Consider the following 15,748-nt stretch of genomic DNA (forward strand, 5'->3'; position numbering starts at 1 on the left):
CCGTCAGCGATCGTCAACGCGCGACGCCGTCCGACCTGTGCGTACGCCCGACCACGGTCGGGGCAAGCCGTCCGTCAGTCACGCGTCAGGCGGCGGTGCGTGACCCGGTGCGGCTTCGCCGCGTCGGCGCCCAGACGCTCCACCTTATTCTGCTCGTACGCGTCGAAGTTGCCCTCGAACCAGTACCAGTTGTCGGGGTCCTCCTCCGTGCCCTCGTAGGAGAGGATGTGCGTCGCCACGCGGTCGAGGAACCAGCGATCGTGCGAGACCACGACGGCACAGCCGGGGAATTCCAGCAGGGCGTTCTCGAGGCTCGAGAGCGTCTCGACGTCGAGGTCGTTGGTCGGTTCGTCGAGGAGCAGGAGGTTTCCGCCCTGCTTCAGGGTCATGGCGAGGTTCAGCCGGTTGCGCTCACCACCGGAGAGGACGCCGGCCTTCTTCTGCTGGTCAGGACCCTTGAAACCGAAGGCCGAGACATAGGCCCGCGACGGCATCTCGACCTGCCCGACCTGGATGAAGTCGAGTCCGTCGGACACGACCTCCCAGAGCGACTTGTTCGGATCGAGGCCGCCACGTGACTGGTCGACGTAGGAGATCTTCACGGAATCACCGATGCGCAGCTCTCCGCCGTCGAGCTCCTCGAGCCCCACGATGGTCTTGAACAGCGTGGTCTTGCCGACGCCGTTGGGGCCGATGACCCCCACGATGCCGTTCCGCGGGAGGGAGAAGGACAGTCCGTCGATGAGGACGCGGCCGTCGTACCCCTTCTTCAGGTTGTGCGCCTCGATGACCTGGCTCCCGAGGCGTGGACCCATCGGGATCTGGATCTCCTCGAAATCGAGCTTCCTGGTGCGGTCGGCCTCCGCCGCCATCTCCTCGTAGCGGTTGAGACGCGCCTTCGACTTCGTCTGGCGGCCCTTGGCGTTCGAGCGGACCCATTCGAGTTCCTCGGAGAGGCGCTTCGACAGCTTCTGGTCCTTCTTGCCCTGCACCTCGAGACGCGCGCGCTTCTTCTCGAGATACGTCGAGTAGTTGCCCTCGTAGGGGTAGAGGTGGCCGCGGTCCACCTCGGCGATCCACTCGGCCACGTGGTCGAGGAAGTAGCGATCGTGGGTCACGGCGAGGACTGCACCGGCATAGGACTTCAGGTGCTGCTCGAGCCAGAGCACGCTCTCGGCGTCCAGGTGGTTGGTCGGCTCGTCGAGCAGGAGAAGATCGGGCTTCTGGAGCAGCAGCTTGCACAGCGCTACGCGTCGACGTTCACCACCGGAGAGGACGGTGACGTCCGCGTCCGGCGGCGGGCAGCGAAGAGCGTCCATGGCCTGCTCGAGCTGGGAGTCGAGGTCCCACGCGTCCGCAGCGTCGATGGCCTCCTGCAGCTTGCCCATCTCGTCCAGCAGGGTGTCGTAGTCCGCGTCCGGGTTCGCCATCTCGTCGGAGATCTCGTTGAAGCGCTGGATCTTGCCGTAGATCTCGCCCACGCCCTCCTGGACGTTGCCGAGAACGGTCTTCTCCTCGTTGAGGGGAGGCTCCTGCAGGAGGATCCCGACGCTGTAGCCGGGTGACAGGCGGGCTTCACCGTTCGAGGGGGTGTCCATGCCGGCCATGATTTTCAGGATGGTGGACTTACCGGCACCGTTCGGGCCGACGACGCCGATCTTCGCACCAGGGAAGAAGGACATGCTGACATCGTCGAGGATTACTTTGTCGCCAACGGCCTTGCGGGCCTTGGTCATTGTGTAGATAAATTCCGCCATGGTCCTAAGGCTAGTGCGTGCCGGGCGAGTTCTCCCACTCGACGGAAACTCCCCGCGCCACGGCCGGTCGGCCATGACCTGCAGCGCGCCTCTGCTGCGTCAGCGCTGATCCCCGACGAAGCAGAGGCCCGTGGCGAGGACCGGAAGCACCACCGCCGAGACGGCGCCCTCGCGCACCTCCCCCACGACGCATCGGTCCCCGATCAGCCCGGCGCCCTGGATGGCGTCGACGTCGAGCCCTGTGGGGGTCCGGTCGACCGACACCTCGACCCGTTCCGGGACGGTCCCCCCGTCGGCGAAACCCTGCTCGATCGCCGCGCGTACCTGATCCCGGGTCACCGGGTCCTGGCCGTCGGCGAGTGCCTGCAGGGAGGACCTGACGGCTTCCGCGACACCCATGGCGTCCCCGGCCGCCGTCGCCGTGGGGCTCGTCCCCTCCGGCGAAAGCACACCGGAGGAGGAACCGTCGGACGGTGCCCCCACCGCAGCGCCGGGCCTCGGCGTCCCCTCCGCTGCGTCCGATGCCGGGTTGCTGATCGGCCCGGCGCCCGGATCGGGCGGGGCGGTGCAGGCGGTGACACCCACGGCGAGTGCCGCCGACACCGTGAGGATGCGCCACAGCGCGGACGGCGGTCTGATCGGGAGGCGGCGACTCACGCCCTCATCCTGCCACGCGTCTGACCGCCGGCCGCTCTCCCGCAGCGGGCATGGTCCCTAGAACGGGACGGACGTCGCGTCGACGAGGTCGTCGCGTGCTGTGCCCACGCGGCCGTCCGTGGGCGCCGCACCGTCCTCCGCGGCGTCCGTCGCCTCGGGTTCCGTCGCCGGGTCGAACAGCTCCCCCGTCACAGGATCGACGCCGTCCGGCAGCGCGCCGGCGTCGTCCTGGTCCGCGGTGTCCTCCCTCCGCCGGTCCTCGGCCCCGGCGGAGGGATCGCTCCGGTCGGCGCTGGTCCGCCTGAAGTTCGCCGTGCCCCACATCAGGTCGTGGCCAGCCGTGTCGGCATCGATCTCGACCGACGTTCCCGTGCGGCCGTCGGCGTTGATCCACGGACGGACCTTGAGTCGTCCGCTGACGATGACGCGGTCACCCTTCTTGATGCTCGCGCCGGCGTTGGTGGCGAGCTGACGGAACATCGAGACGGAGTACCAGTTCGTGTGGCCGTCGACCCAGGTGCCCGTCTCCCTGTCGAGGCGTCGTTCCGTGGAGCACATCCGGAAGCCCGTGATGGGCAGCCCGCTCTGCGCCAGTGTCAGCCGGACCTCGGTGGCGACGTAGCCCCGCACGGTGATGATGTCGGTCATGATGTTCCCTTCGGTTGAGATGGAGTGCCGGGCGCCCGGTCCGGGTCCAGTGTGGGACGGTCTGCCATGCGGTCGCCGAGCAACGGGCGCTATGTTGACAACCGAAGGCGGCGAACGGTCGCCGACCCTTCCTAGCCCACCGATCCAGGCCGTGGAAGTCATTCCCGGGTCGGAGCGATGTCTTGAACGGCCGGCGACCGGTTTCCTACCGTGGAGGCATGGACACCGCAGCATCCGTCGACAGCGCCCACCACCCCGAGGCACGCGACGCCGCCCCCACCGGCTCCTACATCAGGACGGAGGAAAGGGTCGTCGACAGCCTCGAGCAGCTCGCCGGGCTGGTCGAGGATTCGGGTCCCGTCTACCTCCGCTACTCGTGCGGTTTCGCGGCAGACAGGACGTCCACGAGCAGGGATGGGGAGAGCGGCCTGACGCTGCCCGGGCTCTCGGTCAATCCGCTCACCCCGGAGGACTGGTGGACGCGCCCCCTGGAGGACTGGCTCGCACGGCAGATCTGCCAGTACCGGCATCTCGCCGAGCAGGAGGAGCGGTACGCCTGGATCCTCAGCGGATTGCCGGTCGGCCGCGGACCGGACTGCGAGCCGCTGCTCACGGACGTGGTGCCCCTCGGGCGCATCAGCGATCGGTTGCTGTGCGAGGCGGGACGGGTGTACGACGAGCGATTCAACGCCGGGAACCAGCCCTAGCCGAGAATTCATCCGGGTCGTAGGGACCCGGCCAACAGCGAAGACAGTTCCACCAGGACATGGCAAGGGCCGGACGCGCACGCCCGGCCCCTGAGTGCCCCCGGCAGGATTCGAACCTGCGACCAGAGGATTAGAAGGCCCCTGCTCTATCCCCTGAGCTACGGAGGCAGTACCCCGAGTTTACTATGGCCGCCCGGGACCGCTCAGGGTCGATGGCCATACGCCGGCGGCGACGGGCTGCCACGACATCATTCGTCGTCGACGGCGGCCTCGGCCGTGAAGGTCACCCGCAGTTCGAGGCGGTGCTGGCCGTGAGGGTCCTGCGAGTAGACGGCCTTCCCGGAGATGCCTCGCAGTCCGTCCGTCCCGGATCCCGGGATGATGTGCCCGGAGCTCGCAGCGTCGGCGCCCTCTGCGACCCCCCAGTGCTGCACGGTCATCGTGCCCGTGCGCCCGCCGATCGAGCCGACGAACTGTTCGGACGCCACATAGCCGGCTCCGACGTCGTTCCCTGCCATCAGCAGCTCTGCGGTGCTCGTTCCGCTGATCTCGCCCTCGAAGACTTTCGCGGCCCGCACACGGGAGAGCTCGCCGGTGCTTCCGGGTTCGGAGTACGGCTCCGCGACCCACTCGCTGATCTCGTACTCGCCGGTGTACGCCGTCGTTCCTGTATCGGTCATCGGTCCAGTATCGCCGTTCCGCGCCTCCCCCGCTCGCGCGACCCCCGATCCGTCCCGCCTCGACACCCCGGCCGACGTCGGATCAGTGCAGCTGACCCGGGGCAAGCGGACTGTACCGCCGTCGGAAGAGCACTTTGGTGCTGCGGTCCAGGAACACGAGGTACAGCGCGAACCCGAGCGCGACGACGGCCGCCACCTGCCGCGCCACCGTCAGGCTGAGATCGAAGTAGGGGAAGATGTCGAGCTGGTCCGAGATGGCGTAGACCATGAAGAACGCCACCGTGAAGTAGAGGAACTTGACCTGCCAGTCGTCCCGGATCCCGGTCACGGCGAACAGTGGGATCAGCCAGACGACGTACCAGGACTGGATCATGGGGGCCAGCAGCACGATGGCGGCGAAGGCGAACGCGAGTCGCCGGACGAGCCGGCTGTGGTCCCCGCGGAACACCTGGATCGCGATGATCACGAGCGAGGCGATGCGCGCAACGGTGTGGAAGGCGTTGGCGAAGTCCCACCCGCTGAGGCCGACGGCATTGCCGAGGGTCGCGATCACCAGTCCGATGAAGCCGACCGGCGCGTACCAGATCCAGACGCTCCCCGGGGTGCTGAGTGCACCGACCCAGCCGAACCCGAACGTATTGATGAGCCCCATGATCCAGAGGATGCCGAGACACAGGCCGGCCGTCATGAACCAGTAGAGGAACTTCCGGGGCCAGGAGGCACCCTTGCCTGCCCACATGAGGCCGACGAACGGCAGGAAGATGAGGGTGATCGGCTTGATGCCGACGGACAGCGTGATGAGGAGGATCCCGAGCAGGGGTCGCTTCGTCGCGCACAGGTACAGGCCGGCCAGTGCCAGCCCGATCATCAGGGAGTCGTTGTGGATGGCGGCGACGAAATTGATGAGGAAAAGCGGATTGGCGACGGTCAGCCACAGGGCTCGGGTCGCGTTGATGGAGTGGAGCGCCGCGAGCTTCGGGACGAAATAGATGCACAGTGCGACGCCGAACAGCGCCACGACCCTGAACAGGATGATCGACGTGTCCGGGTAGCCGCCCGTGACGCGGACGATGCCCTCCTCGATCCACAGGAACACCGGACCGTAGGGCGTCGGACTCTGTGCCCACAGGTCGTCGGCGCCGATCTGCAGGTAGTTGGAGATCTGCGAGTAGCCGTCCCGGTAGGGATTCAGCTTGGCGATCATGACCTGGCCCTGCGCGATGTAGGCGAAGACGTCGCGGCTGAAGAGGGGCAGCGACGCAGCGAGCGGGACGGTCCAGGCGAGGATGGCCTTGAGCACGTACGGACGCGTCTCGTCGGACCAACCGTTCAACCGCTGGCCCAGGCGCAGCCACGCGCGGATCAGCAGCATCCCGCCGAGGGCGAGGAGCAGGACCGAGAGCACCGCGCCCACCGGTTCGAAGCGCAGCCAGATGATGACGGGGTTGCGTCGTAGCTCCACCGACGCGAGGGACAGCCAGCCGACCCCGAGGGAGCCCATCCACATCATCAGCGACCCGACGAACCCCTGCACGATCGCGACGTTCGGCCGGTTGGGGCCCGGCGCGTCTCGACCTGCAGGGCGGGGAGCTGGGCGGGCATCTGGGGAATCCAATCGTCGGCAGGCATGAGTCGGCGTCGAACGCCCATGTCCTCAGGCGGCCGGCCGGCGACGGCCTGGCGCGGGGCACATCGGTGCCTGTACCGGAAGCAGCAGGGTTACCCAGATCTCCCCGCAGCCCTGAGCGAACTGTTCGAATATTAGCACCGGGTGGAGCTCCGGGACCGGCAGCCGCCGTCCTCGGCGGCGCGTCGACAGGGGCCCGCATCCCGTGCCCGACGGCCATAAGCGGTCCGGTCCGCTGCCGCTCCGGCTGCCCGCCACGGGGCGCGCCGCGCCTCTCCCGCGGACCGACCCGTGCCTCCGCGAAGCGCGTCGTCGGCGGACGGTACATTGGTCGAATGCCGATATCGAATGAACACATCGTCTGGATCGACTGCGAGATGACGGGCCTGGACCTCACGAACGACGCGCTGATCGAGGTCGCCGTGCTCGTCACGGACGCCGAGCTCAACATCCTCGGCGACGGTGTGGACGTCGTGATCAAGCCGGCGCCGGAGGCCCTCGAACAGATGGGCGACTTCGTGCGCACCATGCACACCACCTCCGGCCTCCTCGAGGAGCTCGACGGCGGTATCAGCATGGAGGACGCGCAGCAGCAGGTCCTCGACTACATCCGGACCCACGTCCCCGAACCCCGCAAGGCCCAGCTCGCGGGCAATTCGGTCGGCACGGACAGGAACTTCCTCCTGCGTGACATGCCCCTCGTGACCGACCACCTGCACTACCGGATCATCGACGTGTCCACGATCAAGGAGCTGGCCCGCCGCTGGTACACCCGCGCCTACTTCCAGTCGCCGGCCAAAACGGGCGGCCACCGGGCCCTGGGGGACATCGAGGACTCCATCCGGGAGCTGCGCTACTACCGGGCCGCCGTCTTCGTTCCCGCGCCCGGACCCGACTCGGCCATCAGCAAGGCGATCGCCCGCGGCATCGTCTCCTGACCCCGCCCGGCGGCGCCGACGCGGCGTCGGCGGGCGCTGTCCGGAGCACTCCGAAAAGTGTGTAAACTTGTATCCGCTGCCTTTCGCAGCCAGTCCGGACGAAGGTTCTCACCGGACCGGACAGCGAAGCACATGGTGGGTATAGCTCAGTTGGCAGAGCGCCTGGTTGTGGTCCAGGAGGTCGCGGGTTCAACCCCCGTTACTCACCCTCAGTCGTCAGGTTGATTCCTGACCACGAATGCCGTCCCGGAGATCGTCCGGGGCGGCATCCGCATTTTCCGGACCCCGTACGCCCACGCCTCCCGGACGCAGCCTGCACAGGCCGGCGGCCCCGGCGGCCGAGAGCACCGAAGGACCCACCATGGAACGCACAGTGTTCGACGAGGATCACGAGCTCTTCCGCGACGTCGCCCGCGAGTTCAACGAGCGCGCCGTCGCACCGCACTACGCGGACTGGGACAGGCAGCACATGATGGACCGCTCGGTGTGGACGGCCGCCGGGGAGCAGGGCCTGCTCGGCCTGGCGGTCCCCGAGGAATTCGGCGGAGCCGGCATGCCCGACTACCGCTTCCGGTCCGTCCTCGACGAGGAATTCGCCCGCAGCAACCATCTCTCCGTGGGCCTGGCGTTCCACCTCCACGACGATCTGGTCCTCCCCCACCTGCTCGCGCACGGCTCCGACGACCTCAAGGAACGCTGGCTCCCCGGGATGGTCTCGGGGGAGATCGTGACCTCCTGTGCATGGACCGAACCCGGAGCCGGCAGCGACCTGCGCGGGATCCGCACCAAGGCGGTGCGCGACGGCGACGACTGGCTCATCAGCGGCCAGAAGGTCTTCATCGGCAACGGGATCAGCGGGGACGCGTCACTCGTCCTCGCGAGGACCGACGGCGGCTCCGGTCGCGGGGCCAGCGACTCGTTCTCCCTGTTCATGGTGCGTAAGGGCGAGGGATACACGCCGGGCCGGCAACTCGACAAGATGGGCTTCCACGCCTCCGACACGGCCGAGCTGTTCTTCGACAACGTGCGGGTCCCCGGGACGGACCTCGTGGGCGAGGTGGGGCAGGGCCTCCGCTACAGCCTCGAGCAGATCCCCCAGGGCCGGTTGGGTATCGCCGTCGCGGCAGCCGCCCTCGCCCGGGCGGCCTACGAGCAGACCGTCCGCTACGTGACGGATCGGAGCGCCTTCGGTGAACGGGTGCTCGATTTCCAGAACACCCGCCACGTCCTCGCCGACATCCTCACCGAGGTCGAGGTGACGGAGACCTTCGTGGACCGGGCGGTCCTCGCCTTCAACGCCGGGAGCCTGACCCCCACCGCTGCAGCGCAGGCGAAGCTGTGGGCCGGCGAACGGGCGAAATCGATCACGGACCGCTGCCTGCAGCTGCACGGCGGGTACGGCTACATCCTGGAGTACCCCGTGGCGCAGGCCTTCCTGGCCGCGCGGCTGCTGACGATCTTCGGCGGTACCAGCGAGATCATGCGCGAGTCCATCGGTCGCACGATCGCGGACCGCGCCGCACGGAAGAGGTAGTCCCATGACCGTCCACCCCATCACGATCACCGGTGAGCCGGTCCTGCATCAGCGCGCCCGGCCCGTCGAGGCGTTCGACGACGCACTGCGTACCCTGATCGCCGATCTGTTCGAGACGATGGACACCGCCAACGGGGTCGGTCTCGCGGCGCCGCAGATCGGCGTCGGCCTGCGGATCTTCGTCTACGGCATGGAGAACGACGACGACGTGCCGGCACGGGGCGTCGTCGTGAATCCCACGCTCGTCACATCGAAGATCCCGGGCTCGGAGCCCGACCCCGACGAGGAGTCGGAAGGATGCCTCTCCGTTCCGGGTGAAGCGTTTCCGCTCAAGCGCGCCGACTGGGTGCGGGTCTCCGGCTTCGACGGCGAGGGGGCTCCCGTGGAGTTCGAGGCGACGGGGTGGTTCGCCCGGTGCATGCAGCACGAGAACGACCACCTGGACGGGAAACTGTACGTGGACCGGCTCAACGCGAAGCACACGCGCCGGGCCAGGAAGGCCGTGAAAGCCAACGGGTGGGGTATCGCGGGGCTCACCTGGATGCCCGGGGTGGATCCGGACCCCTTCGGTCACTGATCGCGCTGCAGACCGCGCCGCTCCGCCCGGTTCGATCGATCGCTCGGTGAGCGGGTGTCAGGACGAGGACTTCGGAGTGTGCTCCTGACCCATCGGTGCGGGCGCTTCGACGAGGTCCTCGAGGCGCGTGACCCCCCTGAGTGGACCCAGCAGGGCGACGAGTGGCGCCGAGCAGGCGATCACGACGCCGACGAGGATCGCCTCCCTGATCCCGATCGACTCTGCGAGCACACCCGCCAGGAGACTGGCGAGGGCGAGCATGCCCCAGCTGACCGTCCGGGACGCGGCGCCGAGCCGACCCATCATGCCTGGCGGGCACACGCGTTGGCGGAAGCTGGATCCCACCACGATGTTCCACGAGACGCTCGCTCCCATGACGAACATGCCGAGCAGGCCCCAGAGCATGCCCCACCCGGGCGAGAGCACCAGCAGCGATGCGTACCCGAGGACCCCCGGCACCATGGACCACCGCCAGAGAGGACCGGAGCCGATACGCTCCCCCAGGGCGTTCGCGGTGACCCCTCCGACGGCCCCACCGACCGACGCTGCGGCGAGGAGCAGACCGAGCCAGATCTCGGACTCACCCAGCGTGCGGAGCACCAGGAGCACGAGGAGGGACGCGGCGATGTTCCCGCCGAGGTTCCACAGGGCGGCATTGAGGAGGAGCGCACGCAGGGGCGCGGTGCTGAACGTGTAGCGCAACCCGTCCGCCATCTCCCTGAGGATGGGACGCTTCGCCGGCGGCTGCACCACCTCCCTCACGTCGAGCCGTTGTACCGCGAGGAGCGAGACGATCGACGCGGTCAACTGCACCAGGAGGGTGTTGGAAGCACCGGCGAACGTGGTCAGCCACCCTGCCATCGCGCGACCGGCGGCGTCCGCTGCGGCCCCCGTTCCGGTGATGAGGCCGTTGCCCTCCATGAGTTCGTCCGGCGTGACCGCCTGCTGGACCAGGGCGGCATCAGCCAGCTGGAAGAAGACGGAGGCGATGCCCGCGACGAAGGCGACGACGAAGAGGAGGGGCGTGGACAGGAAATCGAGCCAGTACCCGATCGGCAGCAGGCCGAGTACGAGCACGCGCACCGCGAGGGCGGCCATCATCACGGGCTTCCGCGGCAGCCGGTCCACCCAGACACCGATCAGGAGTCCGAGCACCAGCCACGGGAGGAAGGTCATACCGGCAAGAGCCGCGACCTCGAAGTTGCTGGCCTGCAGTTCGACGGCCGCGATGATCGGGAGTGCCACGGCGGCCACCGCGTTCCCCAGGACGCCGGAGGTGCTCGAGACGAGGAGGGCGCGGAAGTTGCGGTTGCGCGCGACGAGTCGTCGCTCCTGCATACCCCCAGCGCTCATTCGAACACCATAACCGAGCCGCTGTAGGGCTCCCGCCGAAGCACCGCCATTCGGAGCCAGGACTTCAGCCACCCTTGACGGGCGAGCACGTTCCACCGATAATCATTCGCCTCGGCAATCAAACTGTGCCGTCGGCTGGAAGTTCCCGGTTTCTCCCCTGGCGAAGAGCGGCGTCTCCCGATTGCCGTGGCCGCAGCAGGGGCGGACCATGGAGGTGGAGGGTCATCCCGCGATCGTTCCCCCAGCAGCATCGCGGTCGACGCCCCTTCGAGGCGGCTATAGACGCCGGGCGGTCCCCCTACCTCTTGAGACCGGGTACGGGGGACCGTTTCATGCGCTGCTCGGGTCCACCGCTCTGCTGCCTCCGTCGCGTGAGGGACCGAGGCGAACGGACCGGCCCCGAAGCCCCAGCTGTAAGCCGGCCCGTTCATACCGTCGCGCTTGCGTACGAGACCCGCGGCGGTCCTCACACAGTAGGCCGCTCGGCGGGCATGGACAACGGGCGGCGCGCCCATTGCGCCGATGTGTCACTTCCGTCGGCGGACGAGGACCGCTGTTCGGACCAGGACGGCGAGAAGAAGTACGGCTCCGACGATGAAGAGCAGCGCGAGCCAGAGAGCCGGACCCTCGTCGCCGTCGCCGGTCCCCCAGCCGAGCCGGCGGGCAGCGATGACGAGCGCTATCAGCGAGGCTCCCAGGATGAAGGTCACGCGGGGCCACGGGTGCGTTTTCGCCATCTGTCCAGCGTAGTCGAGCCGGTGCCGCCGGCACGCGGCGGCCGATCCTGGATGCCCCGGGCTCGTCGGTGAGGTGCGCCCGCACGGATCCGGTCCCTCCAGTCACCTGCGCAGTGATCACCCAGGTCAGCACGTGGGGCCCACGCTCGTCGTCGGGTTCCTGCAGCTCTCCGGGTGGTCGGGGGATGGGTCGACCGATACGCCGGGTTCTGTCATCGCACGACGTTGCCGCTGTGCGAGTGGCGACCATCCATCTACGGACGCCGTTACCGACGCCCTCCAGCGGCCTACCCGTGCACTCGGGCGGGCAGCCCTCGGACGCGCACTGTCTGGCCTTGCTCCGGGTGGGGTTTACCGAGCCGCACCGGTCACCCGGCACGCTGGTGGTCTCTTACACCGCCTTTTCACCCTTACTCCCGTCCACGCCGGAGCGTGGTGGGGAGCGGTCTCTTTTCTGTGGCACTGGCCTGCGGGTCACCCCGAGTGGGCATTACCCACCACCCTGCCCTGCGGAGCCCGGACGTTCCTCGGTGGCCCGCAAGCGGGCTCAACGCGGCCGCCTGGTCGACCCATCCGTCATCCATTCTAGGGGTTCGGCCCCGCTCCTCGGATCGGCAGGCAGGCGGCCGTCCACGCGTGCGGCCGGCCCGCCGGCATCCGATACGGTGGACCGGTGCTGATCCTCCTCCCGCCCTCCGAAGGCAAAGCCGCAGCCCGGAGGGGGGACCCCCTCGTCCTCGAGGATCTCGCGTTCCCCGGACTCACGGCCGCCCGCAGGACTGTCCTCACAGGGCTGGAAGCGGCAAGCGCCCACGACGACGCCCACACGCTCCTCGGCGTCGGAGCATCGCTGGCGGAGGACCTGTGCCGGAACCTGGTCCTCGAGACCGCCCCTGCCGCCCCGGCGCACGACGTGTACTCCGGGGTGCTCTACGACGCGCTCGGGTACGCCACGATGACCGCGGTGCAGAAGCGCCGTGCACGCGAGCAGTGCGTCGTCGTCTCCGGCCTGTGGGGAGCCATCGGTCTCGGCGACCGTATCCCGGCCTACCGCCTGTCCATGTCCGTGGACCTACCCGGGATCGGGCGGCTGGCGAGCTACTGGAAGCAGCACCTTGCTGACCCCCTGACCGGGCGCGCCGGTGCGGACTTGATCGTCGACTGCAGATCCAGCACCTACACGCCGGCCTGGGTCCCACCCCCGCAGCAGACCGCCGCCGTCGGTGTCTTCCAGCTCCGCAAGGGGAAGCGCACCGTCGTCTCGCATTTCGCGAAGCACACGCGCGGTGAACTCGCGCGACACCTCCTGACCCGGCGAGGCGCTGCTCCCACCTCCCCGGAGGCGCTCCTGCGCGCCACTCAGGAGCGGTGGTCGGCGGAGCTCACTCCGGCGACGGCACGCAAGCCTGCCCAGCTCGCCATCCTCATCGACTGACCATCAACGGCCCGGTGTCCCGGGCGGAACGACGGTCCTGACGCCCCGCGTACACCGCGTACACCGCGTACACGGTCCCCCTCGCGGACCACTCAACCGGCGACGAGCTCCACCTCGAACCCCTCCGCGTTCTCGAGGTAGGCGGCGTAATGGTCAGCGCCCCCTGCGTGAGGATGTTCATCGGGGAAGAGCAGCGACCAGCCGTGACTCGCCGCGCGGCGCACCAGGAGGTCGACGTCCGCCGTGGAGCCGGCGTGGAACGCGAGGTGGTTGACGCCCGGGCGGCGGCGTTCGTGGTGTCCCGCCGCGAGGCCGGGACCGCTCTCGAGCACGACATAGAAGTCGTCGGATCCGTAGCTGGTGCCGTCCCGCCAGGACTCACGCTGCGGGAAACCCAACCGCTCGAGCAGCCAGCCGAGGCTCTCCCGCGACCCGGCGAGATCACCGGTCCAGACCTCGACGTGGTGCAACCTGCCGGCGGGTCGTGGCACGGCGGGCGTGGGATCGGGCTCGACGGCGGCCACGGGAGTTTTCTGGGCACGTGGCGTCCACTCGACTCCGGCCATGCCCGCATCCATGGCCTCGTTCGACAGGCGATCGGCTTCCTTGTTGCGCTCACGCGGGATCCACTCGTAGCTCACACGCCGCGGATCGAGCACTTTCCGTGCCTTCGCCGCCAGCACCCGCATGTCGGCGTGCTTGATCTGCCACCGACCCGACATCTGCTCGACGACGAGCTTCGAGTCCATCTTCACGTGGACGGAGGCGGTCGGGTTGATCTCACGGGCGAGTTCCAGACCGGACACCAGGCCGGAATACTCTGCCACGTTGTTGGATGCCTTGCCGATGTAGGCGGCCTTCTCGACGAGGATCCGACCCGTCTCCGGATCCCTGACGAGGGCGCCGTAACCGGCGTGGCCCGGGTTGCCGCGGGAGCCGCCATCGGCCTCGACGACGAGCCGCGCCGGGGCACCCGTCACCGTCTCCCCGCTCTGCTGGTCCCGCTCGTAGGGGTCGAACAACTGCTGATCCGTCACGGCTGCTGGTTCCCCCAGTCGCTCGACCGCACGAGGATGCAGCCGGAATCCGGACACAGCACGATCTCGTCCGGGGCGGCTCCGGAGATGTCGGCCAGGTCGCCGGGGCTGAGCTGCATGCCCGACCCCTCGGACTTGCCGTGGAACAGGCGCGCGGCGCCGACACCGCGCCGCGCGAGGATCCGCTCGTACATCGTCAGGAGCGGCGCGTCGAAGGTCGCGGCGAGCTCATCCCGCTGGGCCTGGACGGAGCCACGCTGTTCGTCGATGGCCGCCAGCTCGGCATCACGGGCCTCCTCCAGGCCGCGCAGCTCGGCGCGCACGCCGTTGGTCCTGCCCTGCACCTCGAGCTGGGCGGACCGCGCGGCCTCCACGCGCTCCATGACGTCGAGTTCGACGTCCTCGAGATCGGAACGCCGCTTCGTCAGGGAGGCCACCTCGTGCTGCAGCGCCGTCAGGTCCTTCGACGAGCCGGTTCCGCTGTTGAGCCGCTTGTCGTCACGCTCCAGCCGGGTCACCACCGACTGCACCTCGTCCTCCGCACGCGTGAGTTCGCGTTCGAGGTCGCGGAGCTCCGTGGTGGCCCGGACCAGTTCCCCGTCCACCTCGGCGACGCGGGCGCCGACGATCCCCAGCTCGGGGTTGCTGCGCGCGGCGGCCGCCTGGCGTGACAGCTTGTTGAGGGTCGAGTCGAGGGCCTGCAGATCGAGCAGGCGTAGTTGTTCCTCGGGAGCAGCCTTGGCCACGGAAAACCTCCAGGGTGGGACGGGTGGTGCACGACGGGCGGGCGGGGGCGTCGTCCAAGCCTAGGCCACGGTGCGGGCGTGCACGGCGTGGGCGGCCCGACGGGCGGCAGGCCGCGAGCGTGGACCGCGCGACGGACGACGACGGCCTGCGGCGGCTCAGCGGCCCGGGGGGCAGCGGCGGCTCGGTGGCGGCTCAGTGGCCCGGGGTCAGGACGAAGTCCCACGGATCGGTGTTGACGCCGCTGACACGGATGTCGGTGCTGAAGCCCTGGTCCGACAGCACGTTGCCGAGGGCGTCGGCCGCGGGGGTGAGCCACAACCATTCGCTGCCGAAGTGGGAGACGTCGATCAGGTACGGTGCGGCGCCGGCGGCCGCCTCCCGCACCTCGGACGCGGGGTGGTGGCGCAGGTCCGCCGTGACGTAGACGTCGGCGCGGCTCGCCCGGACGCTGTCGAACAGTGAGTCCCCTGCGCCGCCGCAGACGGCGATGCGCCGGACCAGCGCGTCCTTGTCCCCTGCCACCCGGACGCCACCGGCGACCGCGGGGAGGATCGAGAACACCGAGGCGGCGAAATCTCCGAGGGTCGCCGGGGCGGCGAGATCGCCCACCCTCCCGATGCCCTCCTCGGGCAGGCCCTCGGCGGCGCGGGTGAGCGGCTGCACGTCCTGCAGGCCGAGTGCGTCGGCGAGGACGTCGGAGACGCCCCCGACGGCGCTGTCGCCGTTGGTGTGCACCGTGACGAGAGCGCAGCCGGCTTCGATGAGGCGGTGGACGGCTTCGCCCTTGAAGCCCGCGGCGGCGACCGAGGAGACCGGCTTCAGGAGGAGGGGATGGTGGGAGATGATCATCGTCGCACCCCAGCCGAGCGCCTCGTCGAGCACGGCGGCGGTCGGGTCGACGGTGAAGAGGATCTTCCCCACGCGGTTCCCGGACCGCCCGGCCACGAGGCCGACGGCGTCCCACCCCTCCGCCAGGCTCTCCGGCCACAACTCCTCGATGGCGACGAGGACATCGCCGACGGTCGGCGTCGCCGTCCTGTCGGTCACCAGCCCGGCGCGGGAGCTGTCGGCCTCCGGCGCGGCGTCGGAGCCGGGGCCCTCGGGTGCCGTGGGGTCGCCCTGGAGAGTCTGCTTGGTCTCCTCCTCCGTCGAGGGGGCGACGCCGGCGTCGTGCTCGTTGTTGTCCATGCCACCAGTAATACCCGTCCGCCGCACGGCCCTCCAACTCACCGCCGGACCCGCCTCGGAGCTCCTGCCGGACGCAGTCCGCTTTCACTGCGGGCTGATCCGCCGCGGGAATCTTCGGTGCGCGCC

At 69.1% G+C, this 15,748-nt stretch carries 15 protein-coding genes, 2 tRNA genes and 1 other RNA gene; 6 read left to right on the plus strand and 12 right to left on the minus strand.

Translation table 11 applies throughout. From position 1 onward, the window contains the following. Positions 1–74: 74 nt before the first annotated feature. From ettA to ssb, 3 genes are all read right to left on the minus strand, one after another. On the minus strand, positions 75–1,757 hold the full coding sequence (ettA, locus tag NVV32_RS08905) for an energy-dependent translational throttle protein EttA (RefSeq protein ID WP_055773380.1): 1,683 nt from the start codon (positions 1,755–1,757) through the stop codon (positions 75–77). 99 nt (positions 1,758–1,856) lie between these two features. Further along, positions 1,857–2,414 (minus strand): DUF6993 domain-containing protein, encoded by a 558-nt coding sequence (locus NVV32_RS08910; RefSeq protein WP_422389891.1) that lies wholly within the window; start codon positions 2,412–2,414, stop codon positions 1,857–1,859. A gap of 57 nt (positions 2,415–2,471) precedes the next feature. Then, positions 2,472–3,062, minus strand: a complete 591-nt coding sequence (gene ssb / locus NVV32_RS08915) for a single-stranded DNA-binding protein (RefSeq protein ID WP_422389892.1) — start codon at positions 3,060–3,062, stop codon at positions 2,472–2,474. 218 nt (positions 3,063–3,280) lie between these two features. On the opposite strand from ssb, the gene NVV32_RS08920 reads away from it, so the two are divergent. Continuing rightward, positions 3,281–3,769 carry a DUF6098 family protein gene (locus NVV32_RS08920; RefSeq protein ID WP_422389893.1) on the plus strand — a complete coding sequence of 163 codons (489 nt, stop codon included), beginning with the start codon at positions 3,281–3,283 and terminating at the stop codon, positions 3,767–3,769. A gap of 95 nt (positions 3,770–3,864) precedes the next feature. Here NVV32_RS08920 and NVV32_RS08925 read toward each other — a convergent pair. The 3 genes from NVV32_RS08925 to mptB all read right to left on the minus strand — a co-directional run bounded on the left by NVV32_RS08925 (position 3,865) and on the right by mptB (position 5,983). Next, a tRNA-Arg gene (locus tag NVV32_RS08925) sits at positions 3,865–3,937 on the minus strand. Between the two features lie 80 nt (positions 3,938–4,017). Next, positions 4,018–4,449, minus strand: coding sequence for a DUF3224 domain-containing protein (locus NVV32_RS08930; RefSeq protein ID WP_422389894.1), 432 nt, complete (start codon positions 4,447–4,449; stop codon positions 4,018–4,020). 82 nt (positions 4,450–4,531) lie between these two features. Continuing rightward, positions 4,532–5,983 carry a polyprenol phosphomannose-dependent alpha 1,6 mannosyltransferase MptB gene (mptB, locus tag NVV32_RS08935; RefSeq protein ID WP_422389895.1) on the minus strand — a complete coding sequence of 484 codons (1,452 nt, stop codon included), beginning with the start codon at positions 5,981–5,983 and terminating at the stop codon, positions 4,532–4,534. A 428-nt stretch (positions 5,984–6,411) separates the two neighbouring features. Between mptB and orn the strand changes: the two genes are divergently transcribed. The 4 genes from orn (at position 6,412) to def (ending at position 9,125) form a co-directional block, all read left to right on the plus strand. Next, positions 6,412–7,014 (plus strand): oligoribonuclease, encoded by a 603-nt coding sequence (gene orn, locus NVV32_RS08940; RefSeq protein ID WP_422389896.1) that lies wholly within the window; start codon positions 6,412–6,414, stop codon positions 7,012–7,014. A 135-nt stretch (positions 7,015–7,149) separates the two neighbouring features. Further along, positions 7,150–7,222, plus strand: a tRNA-His gene (locus NVV32_RS08945). Between the two features lie 153 nt (positions 7,223–7,375). After that, a complete protein-coding gene (locus tag NVV32_RS08950) occupies positions 7,376–8,548 on the plus strand; it encodes an acyl-CoA dehydrogenase family protein (protein WP_422389897.1) in 1,173 nt (390 codons plus the stop codon). A 4-nt stretch (positions 8,549–8,552) separates the two neighbouring features. Further along, positions 8,553–9,125: a peptide deformylase gene (gene def / locus NVV32_RS08955; RefSeq protein ID WP_055773370.1), complete on the plus strand. Its 573-nt coding sequence runs from the start codon at positions 8,553–8,555 to the stop codon at positions 9,123–9,125. A gap of 57 nt (positions 9,126–9,182) precedes the next feature. Here the strand turns inward: def and NVV32_RS08960 are convergent, their stop codons facing one another. The 3 genes from NVV32_RS08960 to rnpB form a co-directional block, all read right to left on the minus strand. Then, positions 9,183–10,478: an MFS transporter gene (locus NVV32_RS08960; RefSeq protein ID WP_422389898.1), complete on the minus strand. Its 1,296-nt coding sequence runs from the start codon at positions 10,476–10,478 to the stop codon at positions 9,183–9,185. 527 nt (positions 10,479–11,005) lie between these two features. Continuing rightward, positions 11,006–11,215 carry a hypothetical protein gene (locus tag NVV32_RS08965; protein ID WP_422389899.1) on the minus strand — a complete coding sequence of 70 codons (210 nt, stop codon included), beginning with the start codon at positions 11,213–11,215 and terminating at the stop codon, positions 11,006–11,008. Positions 11,216–11,397: 182 nt separating this feature from the next. After that, positions 11,398–11,787, minus strand: an RNA gene (gene rnpB, locus NVV32_RS08970) — RNase P RNA component class A. Between the two features lie 101 nt (positions 11,788–11,888). On the opposite strand from rnpB, the gene NVV32_RS08975 reads away from it, so the two are divergent. Further along, complete coding sequence (locus NVV32_RS08975; RefSeq protein ID WP_422389900.1) at positions 11,889–12,650, plus strand: YaaA family protein; 762 nt, start codon at positions 11,889–11,891, stop codon at positions 12,648–12,650. Between the two features lie 92 nt (positions 12,651–12,742). Here the strand turns inward: NVV32_RS08975 and NVV32_RS08980 are convergent, their stop codons facing one another. From NVV32_RS08980 to NVV32_RS08990, 3 genes are all read right to left on the minus strand, one after another. Next, positions 12,743–13,687 (minus strand): reverse transcriptase-like protein, encoded by a 945-nt coding sequence (locus NVV32_RS08980; RefSeq protein WP_422389901.1) that lies wholly within the window; start codon positions 13,685–13,687, stop codon positions 12,743–12,745. Further along, positions 13,684–14,433, minus strand: a complete 750-nt coding sequence (locus NVV32_RS08985; RefSeq protein WP_422389902.1) for a zinc ribbon domain-containing protein — start codon at positions 14,431–14,433, stop codon at positions 13,684–13,686. The genes NVV32_RS08980 and NVV32_RS08985 overlap by 4 nt, the downstream gene beginning before the upstream one ends. Positions 14,434–14,626: 193 nt before the next feature. Next, the gene (locus tag NVV32_RS08990) at positions 14,627–15,622 is read right to left on the minus strand and encodes a Nif3-like dinuclear metal center hexameric protein (protein ID WP_422389903.1); all 996 of its coding nucleotides are present in this window, start codon (positions 15,620–15,622) and stop codon (positions 14,627–14,629) included. Positions 15,623–15,748 lie beyond the last annotated feature (126 nt).

The organism is Arthrobacter sp. N1 (genome assembly GCF_048288285.1).
GTDB lineage: Bacteria > Actinomycetota > Actinomycetes > Actinomycetales > Micrococcaceae > Arthrobacter_D.